Origin of the sequence: Marinobacter sp. EVN1, from assembly GCF_000475375.1 — a bacterium.
Lineage (GTDB): Bacteria > Pseudomonadota > Gammaproteobacteria > Pseudomonadales > Oleiphilaceae > Marinobacter > Marinobacter nauticus.
The window spans coordinates 1-21,248 of sequence record NZ_AXCB01000012.1; the positions used below are offsets into that span (position 1 = coordinate 1).

Sequence of the window (21,248 nt, forward strand, 5' to 3'; positions counted from 1 at the left end):
CTTATTCAGAGCCTCCTTAGGTTTGCCTTTTTCCACTCGAATGACCGTCGTTAGACTTTCCAGTGGAGACCTGTGGATTCATAGCCCAATCAAATTATCTGAATCAGTTATAGAGAAAATTGACAGTTTAGGCTGTGTAAAATATTTAATTGCACCCAATCATTTACACCACTTGTTCTTATCTTCATGGGTTGCCGCCTATCCGAACGCAGAAGTCTATGGCACCAACGAAGTGATTAAAAAGCGTAGCGATATCTCGTTTCATGCCTCGCTTGATAACTCGAAAGGCTATGCTTGGGCCCCAGACATTGAACAAGAACTGTTTTCTGGTTCTCCATTAATGGAAGAATGTGTGTTTTACCATAGCAGTTCAAGAACGTTGATTGTTACTGACCTGGTTGAGAACTTTTCTGGTCAGGACTTTAACTACTGGCAACGGGTAGTGGCTAAGGGTGTTGGTATACTTGCCCCTCATGGGAAGATGCCTTTGGACTGGCGTTTAAGCTTCATGTTTGGTAAAGCGGACGCACGGAAACACCTAGATAGGTTGTTGTCTTGGAAGCCGCAACTGTTGGTTATGGCTCATGGTGAGATAGTCACTGAAAATGCAGGCGAGTTCTTACAGCAGTCATTCAAATGGTTAGCATGAGTAATATTTGAAAAAGTCGAAAAAGGCATCTAAAAGGGATTCTCAATGCTTGGCGGTTTTGGTTTGAAGAGCTGCTTAAGTGTTTAAGGCACAGAGCTTTAGTTTGGGGGGCTTGCGTTGGTGCCCCCCTTTGGTTCCTATACCACTAACGTTACGGACTAACTGGATGAAGAACGTGACTAAAACTCAGTATTTACTGCTGGTGTGTGTCTTGGTTGCTGGCTGTAGCAGCAAAGCCGTGTATGACAATGTGCAGCGAAACAACCGACAGGAATGTGTCAGTGTGCCACCCCCTCAGTATGATGAATGCATCGAACGTTCCAGTAAGTCATACGAAGAGTACGAGAGGGATCGGTCTGAGGTACTCCAGTCTGAACCATAGAGCCGTGGGCGGGAAAATCGGGCTCATTATGTGTTTACCTTTCGCAGCCTTTCCGCCGCAGTGGTGGCACCCCGAAAACCCGCTTGTAAGCCCTCGAAAACGCCGCTTCGGATTGGTACCCCAGCTCTTCAGCCAGCTTAGTTAGTGTCACGGGTGATTGACCAATTCTGAGTCGCGCCAGGTTCATCCTCCATTCGGTCAGGTACTGTTTGACTGAAGTGCCTATCACCTCGGTAAACCGGGCGGAGAACCCCGAGCGGGACATGCCCGCGTGCCTGGCAAGCCGGCTGACTGTCCAGTCAGCCTCAGGATGTGCGTGTATGGCCGCCAGAGCCTTGCCCAGTTTCGGATCTTTCAGCGCGCCCAGCCAGCCTTTGCTGGCTTCCGTGCTGGAGTTGATCCAGTGTCGTATGGCCTGAATCACGATGATATCTGCCAGGTGGGCCATCACCGTGACCCCGCCGGGTGATAGTGCGCGGGCTTCCTGCTCCATCAGTTGTATCAGCGTTGTAAGCTGGGCGGGCAGGGTGCCATCGTCGCCTTTTATGTGAATGCACTGTGGCAATTCACGAATGAGCTTCTGAGCCGCAATCTGGTCGAAGCCAAGCACGCCGCAGGTCAGTCGGGTTTCTTCTTTGCCCGTGCGCTGTTCTTCCGTGCCGGCCCCGCCATAGCGCATGAACTCAAAGCGGTCTGTCAGCCGGGTGACGGGAATATCAAAAAAGGGTTCGCACGGCTGATTGTTACTATGGGAGATACAGTGGCCTTCCCCTTTGGGTACCAGCGCCATGTCGCCCGTTTTAAGGAGCAGGCTATCCCGGTCTTTGAAACGCAACCAGCAGCTTCCCTGGGTGACGATGTGAAACATCATTTTGCCGCCGAGCGGCGGCATCTCCATTCCCCACGGAGTAATCAGTTCGGCAGTCGCGTAGACGGTACCGTCCATACGAAGTGAGCACAGCGTCTCGCCGAGTGGATCGGAGGTTGTCGGCATGCGGCGCTCAAGTTCAGGGATCATTGTTTCTCACGTGTTTTGGACGATCTGCAAAATATAGTGGATTAAAGAGCATTAAGCATCGGTTTTTGTCCTCGTAAACTGGAATCTTCGGGGGTTAGCACCCTCATCAGAAACTGATCGTTAAACGAGGACCAGGCCATGAAATCAGAAGTCATCGCTGTTGTTGGCGCCACCGGTAAGACCGGTTCCAGGGTATTGGCAAAACTGGGTGAGATGGGGCTGGAGGCGCGCGGCCTGTCACGCTCTTCTCCCATCCCCTTCGATTGGGCAGACCGCAGTACCTGGGCCGCGGCACTTCAGGGAGTGCGTGCTGCCTACGTTACGTATTTCCCGGATCTCGCGGTGCCGGCGGCGGAAACGGATGTGCGTGCCTTTGTGGCGGAAGCTAAACAGCAGGGTGTGGCGCACCTGGTATTGATGTCGGGGCGTGGAGAGGCGGGTGCACGGCGGGCAGAACAGGTACTGGAAAGCAGCGGGTTGGACTGGAACGTGGTTCGCGCCAGCTGGTTTATGCAGAACTTCAGTGAAAGCTTTATGCTGCAGGGCCTGCAGGCGGGTGAGCTGGTGTTGCCCAGGCCCAACGCCAGGGAACCATTCATCGATGTGGATGACCTGGCCAGTGTGGCGGTAGCGGCGCTGACCAATCCCGCATTGAAAAACCAGGTACTGGAAGTTACCGGTCCGGAGCTGCTCTCGTTCGAGGAGTGTGTGCATGCGATTGCTGCGGCCAGTGGCCGTGAGATCCGGTTTACGCCGTTACCGGTGGAGGCCTATCTGGATGGCGCCAGGGCGCAGGGTATGGCAGACGACATGGCGTGGCTGATCAACGAACTGTTTGTGAACATTCTTGATGGCCGCAATGAAAGCACCACTCCAACGGTTGAACAAGTGCTGGGGCGGCCTGCGCGCCGGTTCAGGGACTATGTTGCTGATGTTGTGCCTATGGGGGTGTGGTGATTGGGTGATCGCTTGCTTGAGGTTCGATATTGTCTGTGTCCGGAGTTTATGAAGAAGTTTATGGTTTTGTGAACTTTCCACGATAGACTCAGAGGACTGACGATAATACTGGATTGACAGCCAGTGTTGACCGAAAGGAGCACTCAGCTGCATGCCGCGCACGGTATTGATAATCGAAGACAATCCCGGTATCGGCGAACTGGTCCGCATGCAGGTATCCGACCTGGGCATGACTGCGGTTCTGCGGGACCGGGGCGACAGCGGCCTGGCGCGGTTCCGGGACGGTGGTATTGATCTGGTGATTCTGGACCTCATGCTTCCAGGCCTGGATGGCCTGGCGGTGTGCCGGGAAATACGCTCCAGTGCGGACTATGTGCCGGTGCTCATGTTGACCGCAAAGAGCACCGAGCTGGACAGGGTGCTGGGGCTGGAAATGGGGGCGGATGACTACCTCACCAAGCCTTTCAGCGTGGCGGAACTGTCCGCTCGCATCAAAGCTCTGTTCCGGCGGGTGGACGCGCTCTCCCGGAAGAACTCACCCGAAGACGACGTGGCGGAGATCGAGGCGGACGGGCTGCGGATTGATCCGGCTCGGCGCCGGGTCTTCCTGGAGTGCCGCGAGCTCGATCTGACCGCCCGTGAGTTCGATCTTCTGTGGCACTTTGCTTCCCATCGTGGCCGGGTTTTCAGCCGGGCCCAATTGCTGGATGCCGTCTGGGGGTACAATCACGACGGCTACGAGCACACCGTAAACACCCATATCAACCGCCTGCGTAACAAGATTGAGCCCGATCCGGCCGAACCGCGTTACGTTCAGACGGTCTGGGGCGTGGGCTATCGGTTTATGGATTAACCATGGGCCTTTCCGTGCTTCGAACCCTGTATGCGAGGCTGGCCATTGGTCTGTTCCTGCTGCTGTTGGTGGTGGGCGGGCTATTCACTTTGCTGAGCCTGGCCTCGGTCAGGGAGTATTCGGCTGCCGTTAACCAGCAACTGAACCGGAATCTGGCGCAGAATCTGGTCTCTGACCGAAACCTGGTCACCGATGGCCAGTTGAATCGGGATGCCCTGAAGCAGCTGTTCGAGCTGTATATGACGATCAATCCCAGCCTTGAGATTTACCTGTTGGATACCGATGGGGCCATTCTTGCCTATTCCGCCGATCCGGACCGAATCAAGCGTAATCGGGTATCCCTCGGGCCAATCCAGACACTGCTCGAAAACCCGGACGCCTATCCTCTGCCGGGGGACGACCCTCGTAGTCACGATCGGCAAAAAGTCTTCTCTGTGACCCCCGTTCCCTCGGCAATCGACCCTGCCGGCTACCTTTATGTGGTTCTGAGGGGTGAAGAATTCGACCTCGCGGAGAGCATGGTGCACAGCAACCGGTTGTTGCAGATGGGCGCAGGCGCCCTGGCGGTGAGCCTGCTCGTCGGGCTCCTGGCCGGGTTGGTGTTCTTCCGAATGTTAACGCGGCGGCTGTCCCGGCTGACTGAACGGGTGGAGTCGTTTGAACGGGAATTGTCCTCTGAGCAGAGTCCTCCACTGGCCGAGAAGGGCGACGACATTGATTACCTGGCCTCTCGGTTTGATCTCATGGCGCGACGCATTGTGGCGCAACTGGATCTCCTGAAGCACAAAGACGCCCAGCGTCGACAGCTGGTTGCTCAGGTGTCTCACGATCTTCGAACACCGCTGGCGTCTATTCAGGGCTACCTGGAAGCGCTGCGGATGAAGCATGAGACCCTGGAAGCCGAAGAGCGAGGCCGGTTCCTGGCGGTGGCCCTGTCAGAAACACACCGGTTGGGCAGGCAGGTTGAGGAGTTGTTCGAGCTGGCCGCCCTGGACGCCCGTGAAAAACAGCCGGATATCGAGCCGTTTGTCATGGCTGAGTTGCTCTACGACGTCGTTCAGAAGCATAGGCCTGCGGCAGAACGAGCTGGTGTTGAGCTCACCATTTCGGCGACAGAGACCGAGAGCGTGCTGGCGGATATCGCGATGACAGAGCGGGTTCTGGACAATCTCATCAGCAATGCCATCGACCATTCTCCGCGGAATACAAGAGTCATACTCACGATGTCAGTACGGGATGGTGGAGCAGCGATCACTGTTGCTGATGGTGGGCCTGGCATCCGCAAAGAAGACCTTGGCCAGGTGTTTGACCCCTTCTACCAGGCCGCCGGAGCCGAACGCACCGGCCATGCCGGCCTGGGACTTGCGATCGCCCAGCGCTTGGTCGTCCTGCAGCAAGGCAGGCTCTCAGCGCACAATGCGAACGGTGCTGTCTTTACCCTCTGGCTACCGTTAGCTTCCTCCAGCTAGCTTTCCGCTGCGTTATAGATTTGTGATAGTTGCTGAACGTTTTTGTGAATTCAGATCGCTAGGCTGTGATTATGGATTCAAGCGAGGAGAAGTGTCATGAAATGCAAAGTTATAAGCCTGTTTTCCGCCCTGGCGCTGGTCTCCGCCGCCGGTCTTTTTGCGGCACAGGTGGCAGCAGAGCGAGTGGATAGTGCAGGTAATGCCTATGCACCGGATGATCCGGATCTGGCCGTGGCGACCTTTGCTGGCGGCTGTTTCTGGTGCGTGGAAGCCGGCTACGAAAAGATTCCTGGTGTTGTCGAGGCAGTGTCTGGCTACGCTGGTGGAGAAGAAAAAAGTCCGACCTATAAACAGGTCTCTTCCGGGCGTACAGGCCACACTGAAGCCGTCCAGGTATATTACGACCCGGACAAAATGACCTATGGGGGGTTGCTGGCCGGCCTCTGGCGAATGATGAATCCGACCGACCTGGAGGGCCAGTTCGTTGACCGTGGTCGGCAGTACCGGCCCACCATTTTTTACCACAACGAGGAGCAGAAGCGCCTCGCAGAGGCGGCAAAGCAGGCACTGGAGGCTTCTGGCGTCTATGACAAACCGGTGGTGATCCCCATTGAGCCGCTCAAGAGATTCTATTCGGCGGAGGAATACCACCAGGACTACTACAAGAAGAATCCGGTCCGCTACAAGTTCTATACCTTCAATTCGGGGCGTTATCAGTTTATTGAAGAGGTCTATGGCGAGGATTATGAGCTGGACTTCTCGCGCTATCAGCCCAATAACGGAGTCAATGACTCGATGCCTGCGGAGGCCGATCCGACAGAAGCGGCGGCAAGCGGGGGGTTTCACCCCGAACGTTTTCAAAAGCCGGATGACAAGACTCTTCGGCAGCGTTTGACGGAAATGCAGTATGAGGTCACGCAGGAGGATGGTACTGAACCCGCCTTCAACAATACATACTGGGACAACACCAGGGCGGGGCTTTATGTGGATGTCGTTTCCGGTGAGCCGCTGTTCTCCTCACGCGATAAGTACAAGTCCGGTACCGGCTGGCCGAGCTTCACTCGCCCGATTACGCCAGAGGCAGTGGTAGAACGTGAGGACAAGTCGTTTTTCATGACCCGGACGGAGATTCGCAGTGCCCATGCGGATTCTCATCTGGGCCATGTCTTTGACGATGGTCCGGCACCGACGGGATTGCGCTATTGCATGAATTCCGCGGCCATGAAGTTCATCCCGCTGGGGCAAATGGAAGCCGCGGGGTATGGCAAATGGATCGACGCTGTCGAGTAAGATTGCGCGATAATAGCGTCGGAATAATTTACATGACTGGCTTTATGTTCTAATAAAGGTTTTAAATATCAATAAGATATAAATAGGCACGCTATGTGCTTCCTTGCTGGCAACGTCATTATCTCTGGAAGAACCAAATAAGGAAGTACAGATGAACAAGTTGGGCAAAGCGCTTTCTGTTGTTGCAGTGTCCGGGCTCGCCAGCGTTGCCAACGCGGGTGTTATCGAAACCGTATCTGGCTGGAATGGCTCCAGCGAAATAGCCGCCTTCGGTGAATCTAACAGTGCTACGTACGGACAAACCTTCAAGGTGGGCGGTTCTGAAACCCAGCTGGATAGCTGGACGTTCTTCCTGAACGACAGAGTTAACCCCGATTACGTGGACTTTGCTTTCTATGTAATGGACTGGGATGCTGCCACCACCCGCGCGACCGGCTCCGTGCTTTTCCAGAGTGCCGCTGTGTCCTCAACCAACAACGGTGGTCTTGATGGTATGGAAGAGTTTACCTTCAACACCGGCGGGTTGAATCTTGTCGGGGGTAACGACTACATCGCGTTTATCAGTTCGACCGGCTTGTTCGATGGCCAGACTGGTACCGCCTCTGCAGGCTCCCTGCGTGACGAGTCTGCCTATCTGGACGGTGGCTTTTTCTGGCAGAACAACGGCAATAGTGCCGGTACCTGGGATACCCAGAGCTGGAGTTCCGGGTCGAACTACGGCGACCTGGCGTTTTCAGCCTCCTTCTCGTCCGCCGCGAAAGTGCCGGAGCCAGCCAGCCTTCTTTTGCTCGGCCTTGGTCTGGCTGGGCTGGGCTTCTCGCGCAGAACGAAAGCCTGATCCCATTGAAGAGGGACGCCGGCACACTATGTGCCGGCTTCGTTCCATTCAGGGGGTTGCGTTAACGCACCCGGACCTGATCGCCGTCTTCCAGGCCACGGCCGGGGTGCCGGACCACCCGAACGCCCTCCTGCAGTCCCTGCGTTACCTGGGTCATTAAACCGTTGGATGGTCCTGTCGTGACTGTCTGGCGTCTAGCCGTTTCGCTCTCAACCATGAAAACCGCAGAAGCGCCGTTGTATTCGAAGATCGCTGAGGTGGGTACCTGCAAGGTGTCTTCGCTTTGCCACAGGATAAAGTCAGCGTCCACCCGGTAGCCGTCTCCCAGCTGTCGCCACTGCTCCCGTGGGCTGACCATATCGGCAATAACCTGAACCCGTTGTTCTTCCACGCCCAGAGCGGATACATCCTCAAAACCGATAGGCTCGATACGACGAACCGTTGCTTCCAGTACCGGCCCGCCCCAGCCACTCAGTCGCACGCCAAGGCCGGGTTCCAGTTTGACGGCATCAAAACTCAAGACCTCGACCACCACTTCCAGAGCGCCAGGGTCTCCGACCTCCAGTATCGGCTCGCCGGCCTGGATGACGCCCTCGCTCTGGCGAACTAGAGCCAGAACCGCGCCGTTAACCGGAGAGCGCACGGCGACCCGCTCGGCAGGTTTCTGGCCATTGGAGGACGCGGTTGAGATCTGCAGCCGGGTTTGAGCGGCGGCCAGTTCATGGGCGGCCACCTCTTCATCAAAGCGGGCGGAACGCAGGATAGCCTGTGCCCGGGCTGCCGTGGATTTCGCCTGTTGTAACTGTTCGGTGGAGACAAAGCGGGATTCTTCCAGAGCGAGTAGGCGCTGGTATTCATTCTGAGCGAACTCAGCATCAGCCTCCGCCGCCTGAACCTTTTGTTGGATGGATTGAAGTGCCGCCTGGGCGGCGGCTGCCCGAGCCTCGGCTTCGGCGCGGGTTCGGGCGTCCAGGATGCTGGCGGGCGTCGGGTCCACAAACGTCAGTAGCTCCCCGGGAATCACCGCGTCGCCTACGTCCAGCTGAACCCGGTGAATATAGCCGGCCACGGGGGAGGAAATCAGATAGCGATCTTTGACCCGGGTTTTGCCCTCTTCAAGAATGGTCACTTCCATGGGGCCGCGCTCGACGGGGGCAAGGTCAACCCAAACGGGCTCTGGCCGCAGGATAAGCGCGAAGACGATGGCGGCTAGTGAGGCCATCAAAAGCCAGAAGGCCCATTTTCCTTTTGAGATGCGTTGTGTCGCCATGTTGGGTCCCATGTGAGTGTGTGTGCATTATTCCCGGGTTTTCAGAACCGCGACAAGGTCCAGTTTACGAAGTCGCCACCAGGTGATGAAGCCGGAAATCAATGCCGACAAAATGACCACGTTGGCCGCCAATGCCAGGGTTTGGACGGTCAGGACCAGAGGAACGCGATAGAGTTCGGTCTGCATCGCGGTAACCACAAAACTTGCCAGTCCAAAACCAATCGCCCAACCCAGAGGAATTCCCAGTAACAGCAGTATGGCCAGTTCCCCGAGCAGAATGTGGGCGACTTCGTTGTGGCTGTACCCCAGTACTCTCAAGCTCGCCAGGTCTCGCCCCCGTTCGGCCAGGGAAATCCGCGCGGTATTGTAGATCACACCGAAAGCAATAATGCCGCCGAGCAGGCTGATGATGAAGGTGTAGGTCAGGAAGGTGCGCGCGAGCGTCTCGAAGAAGCTGTCGAGCATTGCCTGTCGCAGATTGGTGGCCATCACTCCCGGCGTATCCCGGAGTGCCTGGTAGACGGTGTTGGTTTGCTCCGGCGCCAGATTCATCAGCATCTGGTTCACTCTCGGGCCTTCGCGAAACGCCTTGTTCATGGCGGCCAGATTCATGTAGGCGCCCACACCGAGGAACTCGCTGGTAACGCCAGCCACCGTGAGGTCCAGTTCCGGGCGTCGGCCTTCCAGCACTCGCACCCGAACTGTGTCTCCGGTCTCAACATTCAGGGCCTTGGCCAGAAAGTCGGTTACCAACAGGCCGGCAGCAGGAATGGCCACGTTCTCCAGATCCTGGTTAACCACAAATTGCAGTTTGGCGTCCCGGGGCAAGCCGGTGAGCACCGTGCGCCATCTGCGGTGTTCGTTAACCAGCTCTACGGTAACGGCCCGGCGTCCTTCGACGTAACGCACACCGGATTGGCGCGCCATTCCGTACAGTGCGGTCGGGTTGACCGGGTCGGTGAGTGTGGCGGTCAGGTCCTGCTTCTGCACCCGGGCGAATTGGGTGTGCACCATCAGCGAAACAGAGCTGAACTGGAAATTGCCCACCACCACGATGGCCGTGGCCATGGCAATGCCAAATACCGAGAGGGCGGTTCGGCCTGGCTTGCGGGCGAGCTGCCTGACGATCATGCGTGAAGGCTGATGAAAGCGCACCCAGCCCAGCAGCCGTTCGGTAATGGTAATCCGGTATCGGGCGGGGCTCTCGGGCTGCATGGCTTCCGCCGGGGGCAGGGCGGCCGCAGCGCGGATGGAGCGCCAGCCGCCGAGCAGTGCAACTGCCATGCTGATCAGGGCCAGTAACGCCAGCCACCAGGGATTGATTCGGAACAGTAGCGAAGGGAAGCGGTAGTAATCCATATACAGCTCTCCCAACCGATGCCCCAGCCAGAGGCCACTGGCGCAGCCGATGGCAAGCCCGGTAAACGCAATGGCCAGCACCAGTTGGCTATAGTGCCAGCCGATCTGGCCATTGCTGTAGCCGAAGGCTTTGAGAATGGCGACGATTTCCCTCTGGGTACTGATCAGGCGTGTCACCACCACATTGAGCAGAAACATGGCGACGCCCATAAAAATGGACGGAAAGATAATCGCCATGGCCTTCAGCTGCTCGAGCTCGTCACTGAGAAAACGGTGTGAGAACTGGTCAGCCCGGGCGAACGCACCGGTACTGCCGTAGCGCGCCAGCAACCGGTCCAGTGGGTCGATCACATCTTCCACAGGATGCCGCGGGTCGATCTGCAGCACCAGACTGTTGAAGGCACCCCGCATGTCCATGGCGGCGGCCAGTGCTTCCTGATTCAGCCAGAGCACGCCAAAGCGCTGATAATCCGGCAGCATGCCCCCCGGAGGTATCACGTAGATGAATTCCGGCGACTCGACAATGCCCACGATTTTCAGGGTTTGTTGTCGGCCATTGATGATGGCGTTGAAACTGTCGTCCAGAGTGAGCTGGTGCGCATCCGCGAAGCTGCCAATGATTGCGACTTCATTGGCGTGGGTGGCGCTTGGCAGTCGACCTTGCCGGACATACAGCTGGTTTACCTCGGGTTGGCCGGCCGGAGGAACAGACACCAGGTGGGCCGACACAGGTTCATCGTAATCGGGGAGACTGAGCTTTGCGGCGCCTTCCACCCGGCCGCTCAGGCGGGTCACACCCGGTAGCTTGGAAACCGTTTGCAGCACATGGCGGGGGGCCCGTTTTACCGAAACGAAAACATCAGCAAACTGGTGCTCCTGATAGTACTGATCCCGGGTGGCCGTCAGGGAGGAGTAATTGACCAGGGACATCAGGCAAACCGCGATCCCGCCCGCAATCACCAGCGCGATCGCCAGCAGCTGGCCGCGCATCTGCCAGATTTCCCGTCTCAGTTTGGTGTGCAGTACGCTCGGCCCGAAAATCATGGCATCACCAGCTCAGGGTGTTCGGGTCCTGGCGTTCTGAGTTGCGGTGCTCACCGCTGATCACGCCATCTGAAAGGGTGATCACTCTGTCCGCCATGTTCGCGATTGAAGCATTGTGGGTGATGATTATCGTGGTCGTGCCGGTTTCCCGGTTTGCCCGTTCCAATGCCGCGAGGACCAGTATACCGGTGGCCGAGTCCAGGGCTCCGGTAGGCTCATCGCACAGCAGCACCCGGGGTCGCTTGGATATGGCTCTGGCAATGGCCACTCTTTGTTGCTCGCCACCGGAAAGCTGAGCCGGGAAATGGTCCAGGCGACTGGCCAGGCCCACCATGTCCAGGGCTTCTTCCGGCGCCATGGGGTCACGGGCAATCTCGGTCACGGCGATGACGTTTTCGCGGGCGGTCAGGCTGGGGATGAGGTTGTAGAACTGAAACACGAACCCGACATAATCCCTGCGATAGCGGGTAAGCTCCCGGTCTGAGGCGCCGGCCAGGTCGATGTCCTGATAACGAACTTCGCCGGTGGTGGGCACATCCAGTCCGCCCAGAATGTTCAAAAGCGTGGATTTGCCTGAGCCTGAGGCGCCAAGCATCACTACCAGCTCCCCAGGATAAAGGCTGATATCGACCCCCCGCAGGGCATGTACTTCCACATCGCCCTGACGGTAGGTTTTGGTCAGGCCTTTCGTTTGAAAGACAGGAGCGGTCCGGTCGGCGTGACACGCCATGGCAGGTTCCATTGCAGTCCAGTTGATCCAGAGCCGAGTATAGCCCAATACCGATCACCGATTATTGATCCCGCGCAGACGTATTCCACGTGCGTACCCGTGCCGGATTCGGTTACAGTCATGCCACTAACCCTGTAAAGCCAATGGGAGAAAACGGAATGAGTGACCCAACTTACACACCTCCGAAAGTCTGGAAATGGGATCCGAACAACGGCGGCAAGTTCTCTAACATCAACCGCCCCATCGCCGGCCCTACCCATGAAAAAGAGCTGCCGGTGGGGGAGCATCCGTTCCAGCTTTATTCCCTGGCAACGCCCAACGGTGTGAAAGCAACGGTCATGCTTGAGGAGCTGCTGGAAAAAGGCATAAAGGAGGCGGAATACGATGCCTGGCTGATTCGAATCACCGAAGGGGATCAGTTCAGCAGCGGGTTCGTGAAGGTGAATCCCAACTCCAAGATCCCTGCCATGCTGGATCGCAGTGTGGACCCGGCCATCCGGGTTTTTGAGTCTGGTTCCATTCTGTTCTACCTGGCGGAAAAGTTTGATGCGTTTCTGCCCAGGGACCCGGCCAAACGCACCGAAACCATGAACTGGCTGTTCTGGCAGATGGGCAGTGCGCCTTTCCTGGGAGGCGGCTTTGGTCACTTTTATGCCTACGCGCCAGAAAAGTACGAGTACCCCATCAACCGCTACACTATGGAAGTGAAGCGCCAGTTGGACGTGCTCGATCGTCAGCTGGCGGATAACCAGTACATTGCCGGTGATGAATACACCATCGCCGACATGGCCATCTGGCCCTGGTACGGAGCCCTGGTGAAAAACATGGTGTACGAGGCGGCCGAATTCCTGGAAGCCCACACCTATACCAACGTGGTTCGCTGGACCGACGAGGTGGCCCAACGCCCGGCAGTAAAGCGTGGCCGTATGGTGAACAAGGCCTGGGGTGATCTTGCCTCCCAGCTGCACGAGCGGCACGATGCCAGCGATTTTGATTTGCGCACCCAGGACAAACTGGAAGGCAACGCCTAAGCCATAAGGAGGACGGATGGCTCTGCCCGACGCACTTACCGAAGACCGGATCTACCATCGGTGCCCGCTGGACAAACTGGATTTTGAAACCACGGAAAGCCTGGAAGATCTGGCTCTGCCATTCGGTCAGGATCGGGCACTGCGTGCCCTGGAATTCGGGGCTAGCATGAAGGCCCAGGGTTTTAACCTGTTCGTATTGGGGCCCTCCGGTGCCGGCAAGCATGAGCTGGTACGGCGGGTATTGGCCAGCCATGCCGCGGAAAAACCGGTGCCGTCGGACTGGTGTCATGTGTTCAATTTTCAGCAATCGGACAAACCCGGGGCCATCGAGCTGCCGCCGGGGGAAGGTCGCATATTCAAGGCCGATATGAGCGAACTGGCCAACGAACTGAAGTCCACCATACCGGCCACTTTTGAAAGCGAGGAGTACCAGGCCCGTATTCAGGAACTGCAGGAAGAGGTTACCCGGCGCCAGCAGCAAGGCCTGTCTGAGATTCAGGAAGAGGCAAACGCCAATAATATTGCCATGCTCACCACCCCGGCCGGTTTCACCTTTGCGCCCATGCGCAACGGCGAGGTGATCGAGCCTGAGGAATACAAGACCTTCTCCGATGAAGAAAAGGAACTGGTGGAATCCAAGGTGGAAGACCTCCAGAAAAAGCTGCAGCAGGCCATACAGCAGGTGCCCCGGCTGCGCAAGGAAGTTCGGGAGCGGGTCCATGCCCTGAATGAGGAAATGGTCCAGCTTACCCTGGGCGGGCCCATGGGTGAGCTGCGCGAGAAGTGGGCGCATGTGCCGGCCGTGGTCGCGCACCTGGACGCGGTTCGAGAGGATGTGGTGGAGCATGCCGAGGCCTTTCAGGATACCGAAAACGGCGCACCGGCAGGGTTGTTGAACCGTTACCGGGTGAATCTGCTGGTGGATAATGCCGAGACCCGTGGGGCCCCCGTCATCTATGAAGATCTTCCCAACCACCAGCACCTGGCGGGCCAGATCGAACACCGGGCCCACCAGGGTAACCTGTACACGGATTTCACCTTGATTCGGGCCGGGTCTCTGCACCGGGCCAACGGCGGCTACCTGATTCTGGATGCCCTGCGCGTACTGTCGCAGCCGATGGCCTGGGAAAGCCTCAAACGCATACTCTTTTCCGGCGAGATCCGCATCGAATCCCTGGAGCGCCTGTATGGCCTCGCCACCACGGTAAGCCAACAACCGGAGCCGATTCCGCTTTCGGTAAAGGTGGTGCTGCTTGGCGACCGGATGTTGTATTACCTGCTGTCCCACTACGATCCGGACTTTCTGGACCTGTTCAAGGTGGAAGCGGATTTTGAGGACGACATGGAGCGGGATGAGGCCAGCTACTTACTCTACGCCCGGATGATTGCCACTATGGCCCGGTCGGCTGGCGTAAGAACCCTGGACAGGGAGGCGGTTGCCAGGTTGATTGAACACGCGAGCCGTCTGGCCAGCGATCAGAACAAGCTGACGGCCCACGATCGTGTACTGAAAGATCTGCTCACTGAGTCGGACCACTGGGCTGGTGTGGCCAACAGCCCGCAGGTGTGCGCCAGCCATGTTCAGCAGGCCATTGACGAGCGGGACTACCGGGCGAGCCGGGTCCGTGAGCGCAGTCTGGAGCAGATTCGCCGGGGTGTGGTGATGATTGCCACTCAGGGCGAGCAGGTGGGGCAGGTGAATGGTCTATCGGTACTGCAGCTAGGCGCCACCCGCTTTGGTCAGCCCACCCGAATTACCGCCACGGCGCGCCCTGGCAAGGGCCAGGTGGTGGATGTCGAGCGGGAAGCCAAGCTTGGTGGGCCGATCCACAGCAAGGCGGTGATGATTCTGTCCCGGTTCCTGGCCAATCGTTATGCGCCGATGAATGAGCTTTCACTGTCGGCCAGTCTGGCCTTTGAACAATCCTACGGTGGCGTGGAAGGGGATTCTGCCTCGGTGGCGGAAACCTGTGTGTTGTTGTCCGCCATCGCCGGCGTTCCGCTCAAGCAGTCCCTGGCGGTTACCGGCTCCATGAACCAGCATGGTGAGGTGCAGGCGGTGGGTGGCGTCAACGAAAAGATTGAAGGCTTCTTCAATGTCTGCCGGCAGGACGGCGGCGTAAACAGCCAGGGTGCCTTGTTGCCGGCCAGCAATGTGGAGCATCTGATGTTGAATGAATCGGTGCGGGAAGCGGTGCAGGACGGAAGGTTCTCCATTTATCCCGTTACCCATATCGACCAGGCCATTGAGTTGTTGACGGGCCTGGAGCCGGGGCAACCGGATGCTGATGGCGTGTTCCCTGAGTGCAGCTTTAACCGACGCGTGGCAGACAGGCTGGCCGCGTTTGCCGAGGTTGGCAAAAGCAAGGACAAAGACACGGGTCAGGATAATGGCAATGGCGGACACAACGGTCAGTCATAAAACTCCGGAGCCAGCCCCCGCCGTAGCCCGGCGGATATTGGTGTTGCTGGATGGTTCCAGGCGGAGTCTGGCAGCCCTGGAGGCTGCGGCAGACATTGCACGTGCGCAGCAAGCCGAAGTTCTGGGTATCTTTGTGGAGGAAGTAAGCCTGCTGCGTAGCGCCGGTTACGGTTTTGCCCGGGAAGTGGGCCGGAGTTCCGGCGTGGCGAGGCCCATGGATGTCGACGCTCTGGAAGTCCGTATGCAGGCAACTGCAGAGAAGCTTCGCCGTACTCTCGAGCGAACCCTGGCGCCCTGGGGTGTGGCCCAGGCACTGAGATTATGCCGGGGTGAAGTGGTAGAGCAGGTATTGGGGCTGGTACAGCCTGATGATTTGTTGGTGCTCGGCGGGGCTGGCTGGTCCGGTATTTCATCTTTCAAGCTGGGCTCAACCGCGCGGGGCCTGTTACGGCAGGCGCCGGGAGATGTGCTGTTGTGGCCGGAATCGCGCTCATTACCACCGGGCAGGGTGGTGGTGTTGCTGAACCACGATCAGGGCGCGAATCATCGGGCTGTGCGGGTAGGCGTGGAGCTGGCCAGGCGTGGGCAGCGGGCGCTGACGGTTCTGGTGCGCTCAGACGCCGCTGATGATCCCGAATTGCTTGGGGAGCTTGCAGCCATGCTTGAAGCCGGGGGCATTGCTGCCCGGGTCAGGCGTTTGCCCAAAGCCGGTGCTGCTGCCATGGCGAGGGCCGTGCGGGAGGAGGGAGCAGCACAGCTGGTGATCAGCCGTCAGTGCAGCCTGTTTGAACAGCAAGGCGCGGAGTCCCTGCTTTGCCAGCTGAATCTACCGGTCACCATCACGCCCTGAGCAAACCGCTGTTGTGCCGGCAGTTGTTCAGGCGGTCTCCCGGCTGCGAGCTTCCTCCAGCACCTCGGTTATTTCCCCGGCTGACAGGGTTTCCCTTTTCATGACGGCTCTGGCAAGGGCATCCAGTTCCTGCCGGTGTTCGGTCAGGAAGCTCACGGTAAAGGCTTCAAAGGCCAGTAATTGCGACTGGATTTCCGAGTCGATCATTTCCGCGAGTTTTTCGCTGTACTCCCGGGGCGCGCCCATTTCCCGGCCAAGGAATACGTGTTCTTCGCCAATGCCCAGGCCGAGCGGGCCGATCTTTTCGCTCATGCCCCACTGGCCCACCATTCGCCTCAGCAGTTTGGTGGCTTCTTTCAGGTCATTCTGGGCGCCGGTGCTGACTTCGCCATATATGATCTTTTCGGCAGAACGCCCGCCCAGCATCACCTTGATGCGGTCCTCCAGGTAACTTTCGGTGTAATTGTATTTGTCTTCTTTCGGGGTCTGTTCGGTCACTCCCATGGCCATGCCGTGGGGAATAATGGTGATCTTGGTGAGAGGATCTGCCTTGGGCATGTAATAGGCCATAATGGCATGCCCGCATTCGTGGTAGGCCACGGCTTCACGCTCTTCCGGTGTTAACTGGGCGTCCCTTTCCTCACCCAGAATCAGGCGATCGTGGGCCACTTCAAAACAGTGGTTGTTTACCTCAACGAGGTTGTCGCGGGCGGCTGTAAGGGCCGCTTCGTTCACCAGGTTTTTCAGGTCGGCGCCGGAGAAGCCGGTCGTGCGTGCGGCCACCTGCGTCAGGTCCACATCCGCAGCCAGCGGCACCTTGCGCACATGTACCTTCAGAATAGCTTCCCGGGCCTCCCGGTGAGGGCGGTCCAGGGTGATTTTCCGGTCAAACCGGCCCGGGCGCAGCAGAGCGGTGTCCAATACATCCGGGCGGTTGGTGGCGGCCAGCACAAGAACGTTCTCATGGGCCTCGAAACCGTCCATTTCCGTGAGGATCTGGTTCAGGGTCTGTTCGCGCTCGTCGTGGCCGCCCCCCAGGCCAGCTCCCCGTGAGCGTCCGACGGCGTCCAGCTCATCGATAAAGATCAGTGCCGGGGCTTCCTTGCGAGCCGTCTGGAACATGTCCCGAACCCGTGCCGCGCCAACGCCCACGAACATTTCGATAAACTCGGAGGCACTGATGCTGAAGAAGGGGACTTCCGCCTCGCCGGCAATGGCCCGCGCCAACAGAGTCTTGCCGGTGCCCGGCGGGCCAACCAGGAGAACCCCTTTAGGCATCACGGCGCCCAGACGACGATACTTATCCGGAGACTTCAGGAAGTCGATAATTTCCGAAATGTCCCGTTTTGCGGACTCAATGCCCGCTACATCGTCCAGTGTCGTGGTGGAGGTTTCCCTGCGGGCGCGGCGGGCCCTGGACTTGCCATAGTCAAAGGGGCCGCCGCCCTGAGTCATGCGTTTCTGGGCGGCACCCCAGAACCAGAACATCAGCGCCAGTAACAGGATCCAGGGCAGGAAGCCCAGGATCAGCTCCTGCCACCAGGGGCGGCCGGAGCGGGAGCCTCGAACCAGTACTTCCTGTCTTTCCAGTAGTGGTAGTAGCTCCGGGTCTTCCACCTGTGGCCTGAGCGTTATGAAACTGCTCGACGGTGGCCGGCTGTCGTTGGCAAACCGGCTGGCACCGGAATCCGTAAAGCTTCCGCTGATCTCTTCGGTGCGCAGGGTAACTTCGGCAACCTGGCCGCTTATGACGGCCTGTTTGAACTCGGAATAGGCCAGTTCCTGTTGTTGCTGCTGGTTGTTCCCCTGTAGCCACAGGAACATCAGGAAAATGGCTGCGCTCAACCACAGAAACGAGTACTGGTTGGGTATCGTCGGTTGCGGCTGCGGTGTCTGGTCCTGCTTTCCGGGTTCTTTGCTGGGTGTCATCTCGGCCTCCGGTCACCCTCCATGATTTTTGCTACAAACACCGATTTGCCGTAGGTCTCGAAAGACCATTTCATGGTGTCTGAGAGCACCTTCATCACTTCGTCATACTCGCCGAAGATCTCGGTACTCATGCGACCAGGGTGGACCTCAAGGCTGGTCTGTTCCAGGCGTGCAATCAGATCCCAGATCGGTTGTTTGTAGTCGTCCTTGAGCGGATAGCAGCTCAGTTGTACGGAAAGATACATCAGTTACCTCCTGTCCGGGATGCGCCCGGTCAATATTGAATGGCTCAGAATCCCATGGCAGACGAAGTGCTGCGCCGGGGATCGGCTCCGCCGTAAAGCGTGCCGTCTTCGCCAATCAGGATGCTCTGGATGGCACCCATGGCCGAGCCGGTGTTGATGGTGTGCCCTCGCGCCCGTAGCAGGTCCAGAGTGTCCGGGCTGATACCCTGTTCCACCCGAATCTCGTCCGGTAACCATTGGTGGTGGATACGCGGCGCACTGACGGCTGTCTGTATGTTCATATTATGGTCGATCACATTCATGATCACCTGCAAGGTGGTGGTGATGATCCGGGAGCCGCCGGGGCTGCCGGTTACCAGGAAATTCCGGTTGTCCTTCCGTACGATGGTCGGCGACATGGAGCTGAGCATGCGTTTACCTGGCTCCACTTTGTTGGCTTCGCCGCCGATCAGGCCATAGGCATTGGGAACCCCCGGTTTGGCGCTGAAATCGTCCATCTCGTTATTGAGCAGAAAGCCGGCACCGGCCACGGTAATGCCCGAGCCATAGCTGAAATTGATGGTGTAGGTGTTTGATACCGCGTTGCCCCAGCGGTCCACCACCGAGAAGTGTGTGGTCTCCGGGCTTTCCCGGGGCCCAGGTTTTCCAGGCGCGATCTCGCTGGCGGGCCGGGCCTTGTCTGCCTTGATGGATGCGCGAAGTTGGTCGGCGTAGCCCTTGCTGGTCAGCCCTTGCAGCGGCACAGCTACGAAGTCTGTATCCCCCAGGTATTCCGAGCGATCTGCGTATGCCAGTTTCATGGCCTCGGCCATGTGGTGGATGGTGTTTGCGGAGTTGTGCCCCCAGTCGCCGATGGGGTATTCCTCCAGAATGTTGAGGATCTGCACGATGTGAGTGCCGCCGGAGGAGGGCGGCGACATGGAGTAGATATCAAATCCCCGATAGGTGCCGTGGACCGGCTGGCGAACGGCGGGTTCATAGTTGCGCAGGTCTTCCAGAGTAATCAGACCCTCGCCCCGTTGCATTTCCGCCACAATCAACCGGGCGGTTTCTCCTTCATAAAAGCCTTTTATACCCTGCTCGGCAATGCGCTGGAGGGTGTCGGCCAGTTCCGGCTGGCGAAACACTTCGCCAGGTTGTGGGGCCGATCCATCCTCTTTATAGAAGGTTGCGCGGGTGGCTGGCCAGCGTTCAAGGCGGTCCCGGGCCTGCTCCAGGCCTTCGGTGAATCGGTGGGGTACCACAAAACCCTCCCGGGCCAGTCGAATAGCCGGGGCCAGGGCCTGGCTCAGGCTCAGGGTGCCGTGGCGCTCCAGTGCCAGCGCCAGCCCGGCTACGGTGCCGGGTACCCCGGCGGCCTTATGGCTGAACCGGCTGCGCTCGCTCACGACATTGCCGTCCTGATCCTGAAACATGGTTTCGGTGGCTGCAGCCGGTGCGGTTTCGCGATAATCAATGGCTTCCGGGGCATCGCCGTAACCGGGCGAGTAGACCAGAAAGCCGCCACCGCCAATATTGCCGGAACGGGGTTGGGTGACGGCCAGGGCGAAGCCGGCGGTAACAGCGGCATCAATGGCGTTGCCCCCGTCTTTCAATACCTTCAGGGCAACCTCTGTGGCCAGGGTGTGGCTGGTGGCAACCATACCCTGGGTGCCCTGAACCGGATGGAAACGTTCCCCTTCCAGAATGGCCTGTTCGTTGGCACTTGTGTTGTAGGCGAGCAGGAAAAGCATCAGCGCGGCTGTCGCTCTCCAGAGCCGCCTGTGGCTGATTTTCGAAGCGGGGCTGTAGATCACTCTGTCCATGGTCGGATTCCTCGTTTCTGGCTGTCAGATAGGCTATCATAGCCGGTCATTTTTACCGGTGCGTACCGACCATCGCCGTGAATGTCCGGTTTGTGGTTTCCTTTCGCGCCCGCTTTCCCCGGATTCAAGTTAAGGAAAGGCTTCATGGAGCATACCTATCGTCTTGTTATTTCCTGCCCGGACAGGGTCGGGATTGTTGCCAAGGTGAGTAATTTTCTGTCCACCTATAACGGCTGGATTACCGAGGCGAGCCACCACTCCGATACCCAGGCCGGCTGGTTTTTCATGCGGCATGAAATCAAGGCCGAATCGATACCGTTCGGGCTGGACCAGTTCCGTGCCGCCTTTGAGCCGATTGCCCGCGAGTTCAACATGAACTGGCACATTGCTGATTCCGCGCGCCCCAAACGGGTTATCCTGATGTGCAGCAAGGAATCACACTGCCTAGCCGATCTGTTGCACCGTTGGCACAGCAAAGAGCTCAATTGCGAGATCGTTGCGGTGATTTCCAACCACGATGATCTTCGCCGTATGGTGGAGTGGCACGAGATTCCTTACCACCATGTGCCGGTGAGCAAAGAGAACAAGGCTGAGGCCTTCGCCCATATCGACGAGCTGTTCCAGCAATACGATACCGACGTGGTGGTGCTGGCCCGTTACATGCAGATTCTGCCTGCCGAGCTGTGCGGAAAGTACTCCGGCAAGGTGATCAATATTCACCACAGTTTCCTGCCATCTTTCGCCGGTGCCCGTCCCTACCATCAGGCCTATAGCCGGGGTGTGAAGCTGATTGGTGCCACCTGCCACTATGTCACCGAGGATCTGGACGAGGGTCCGATCATCGAGCAGGACGTCATTCGGATCAGTCACAGCGACTCCATCGAAGACATGGTTCGCCTGGGTAAGGATGTGGAGAAAAATGTTCTGGCCCGGGGCCTGCGGTCCCACATTGAAGACCGCGTGATTACCTACGAAAACAAGACCGTGGTGTTTGATTAAGGCTTTACCACAGTTGCCCCCGGTGGGGGCGGTCTGTGGTATGCTTGGCGGCTTGTTGAAGAATAAAGACGGGGCCCGGAAACGGCCCCGGAACGACTTCCAGATAAC

The 21,248-nt window shown here is 58.1% G+C and carries 17 protein-coding genes; 10 read left to right on the top strand and 7 right to left on the bottom strand.

Annotated features, from left to right (window positions below; translation table 11 throughout):
- The coding region (locus Q674_RS25085) for a DUF4336 domain-containing protein (protein WP_031209797.1) at positions 1–649 on the top strand (649 nt) is incomplete at its 5' end.
- A 416-nt stretch (positions 650–1,065) separates the two neighbouring features.
- On the opposite strand, the gene Q674_RS25090 is transcribed toward Q674_RS25085, so the two are convergent.
- On the bottom strand, positions 1,066–2,049 hold the full coding sequence (locus tag Q674_RS25090; RefSeq protein ID WP_023008126.1) for an AraC family transcriptional regulator: 984 nt from the start codon (positions 2,047–2,049) through the stop codon (positions 1,066–1,068).
- Between the two features lie 138 nt (positions 2,050–2,187).
- Between Q674_RS25090 and Q674_RS25095 the strand changes: the two genes are divergently transcribed.
- The 5 genes from Q674_RS25095 (at position 2,188) to Q674_RS25115 (ending at position 7,456) form a co-directional block, all read left to right on the top strand.
- Positions 2,188–3,006, top strand: a complete 819-nt coding sequence (locus tag Q674_RS25095) for an NAD(P)H-binding protein (RefSeq protein ID WP_023008127.1) — start codon at positions 2,188–2,190, stop codon at positions 3,004–3,006.
- Between the two features lie 151 nt (positions 3,007–3,157).
- Positions 3,158–3,859 (top strand): response regulator transcription factor, encoded by a 702-nt coding sequence (locus Q674_RS25100; RefSeq protein ID WP_023008128.1) that lies wholly within the window; start codon positions 3,158–3,160, stop codon positions 3,857–3,859.
- Positions 3,860–3,861: 2 nt separating this feature from the next.
- Complete coding sequence (locus tag Q674_RS25105; protein ID WP_023008129.1) at positions 3,862–5,328, top strand: sensor histidine kinase; 1,467 nt, start codon at positions 3,862–3,864, stop codon at positions 5,326–5,328.
- Positions 5,329–5,424: 96 nt separating this feature from the next.
- Positions 5,425–6,618 (top strand): peptide-methionine (R)-S-oxide reductase MsrB, encoded by a 1,194-nt coding sequence (msrB, locus tag Q674_RS25110; RefSeq protein ID WP_023008130.1) that lies wholly within the window; start codon positions 5,425–5,427, stop codon positions 6,616–6,618.
- Positions 6,619–6,769: 151 nt separating this feature from the next.
- The gene (locus Q674_RS25115; protein WP_014421834.1) at positions 6,770–7,456 is read left to right on the top strand and encodes a PEP-CTERM sorting domain-containing protein; all 687 of its coding nucleotides are present in this window, start codon (positions 6,770–6,772) and stop codon (positions 7,454–7,456) included.
- Positions 7,457–7,517: 61 nt separating this feature from the next.
- Here Q674_RS25115 and Q674_RS25120 read toward each other — a convergent pair whose 3' ends face one another.
- From Q674_RS25120 to Q674_RS25130, 3 genes are read right to left on the bottom strand one after another with little or no spacing between them, the layout of a single operon-like run.
- Positions 7,518–8,726, bottom strand: coding sequence for an efflux RND transporter periplasmic adaptor subunit (locus Q674_RS25120; RefSeq protein ID WP_031209799.1), 1,209 nt, complete (start codon positions 8,724–8,726; stop codon positions 7,518–7,520).
- 27 nt (positions 8,727–8,753) lie between these two features.
- Complete coding sequence (locus Q674_RS25125; RefSeq protein WP_023008132.1) at positions 8,754–11,129, bottom strand: ABC transporter permease; 2,376 nt, start codon at positions 11,127–11,129, stop codon at positions 8,754–8,756.
- Between the two features lie 4 nt (positions 11,130–11,133).
- Entirely contained in the window at positions 11,134–11,871 is a 738-nt protein-coding gene (locus Q674_RS25130; RefSeq protein WP_023008133.1) for an ABC transporter ATP-binding protein, read from the bottom strand.
- A gap of 146 nt (positions 11,872–12,017) precedes the next feature.
- Here Q674_RS25130 and yghU point away from each other — a divergent pair, with 146 nt between their 5' ends.
- Genes yghU through Q674_RS25145 form a run of 3 tightly spaced genes read left to right on the top strand, consistent with a single transcriptional unit; the run spans position 12,018 to position 16,162 of the window.
- Complete coding sequence (gene yghU, locus Q674_RS25135) at positions 12,018–12,890, top strand: glutathione-dependent disulfide-bond oxidoreductase (protein ID WP_023008134.1); 873 nt, start codon at positions 12,018–12,020, stop codon at positions 12,888–12,890.
- Positions 12,891–12,906: 16 nt separating this feature from the next.
- Entirely contained in the window at positions 12,907–15,312 is a 2,406-nt protein-coding gene (locus Q674_RS25140) for a Lon protease family protein (protein WP_023008135.1), read from the top strand.
- A complete protein-coding gene (locus Q674_RS25145; RefSeq protein WP_023008136.1) occupies positions 15,287–16,162 on the top strand; it encodes a universal stress protein in 876 nt (291 codons plus the stop codon). The genes Q674_RS25140 and Q674_RS25145 overlap by 26 nt, the downstream gene beginning before the upstream one ends.
- A 27-nt stretch (positions 16,163–16,189) precedes the next feature.
- Here the strand turns inward: Q674_RS25145 and ftsH are convergent, their stop codons facing one another.
- The 3 genes from ftsH to ggt are packed head-to-tail and all read right to left on the bottom strand — an operon-like array spanning position 16,190 to position 20,141.
- A complete protein-coding gene (ftsH, locus tag Q674_RS25150) occupies positions 16,190–18,091 on the bottom strand; it encodes an ATP-dependent zinc metalloprotease FtsH (protein ID WP_023008137.1) in 1,902 nt (633 codons plus the stop codon).
- Positions 18,088–18,336 carry a YkoF family thiamine/hydroxymethylpyrimidine-binding protein gene (locus tag Q674_RS25155; RefSeq protein WP_023008138.1) on the bottom strand — a complete coding sequence of 83 codons (249 nt, stop codon included), beginning with the start codon at positions 18,334–18,336 and terminating at the stop codon, positions 18,088–18,090. Before Q674_RS25155 ends, ftsH begins: the two co-directional genes overlap by 4 nt.
- Positions 18,337–18,380: 44 nt before the next feature.
- Positions 18,381–20,141, bottom strand: coding sequence for a gamma-glutamyltransferase (gene ggt / locus Q674_RS25160; protein ID WP_023008139.1), 1,761 nt, complete (start codon positions 20,139–20,141; stop codon positions 18,381–18,383).
- A 144-nt stretch (positions 20,142–20,285) separates the two neighbouring features.
- Here ggt and purU point away from each other — a divergent pair, with 144 nt between their 5' ends.
- Positions 20,286–21,140, top strand: a complete 855-nt coding sequence (gene purU / locus Q674_RS25165; protein ID WP_023008141.1) for a formyltetrahydrofolate deformylase — start codon at positions 20,286–20,288, stop codon at positions 21,138–21,140.
- The last annotated feature ends 108 nt before the right edge of the window (positions 21,141–21,248 follow it).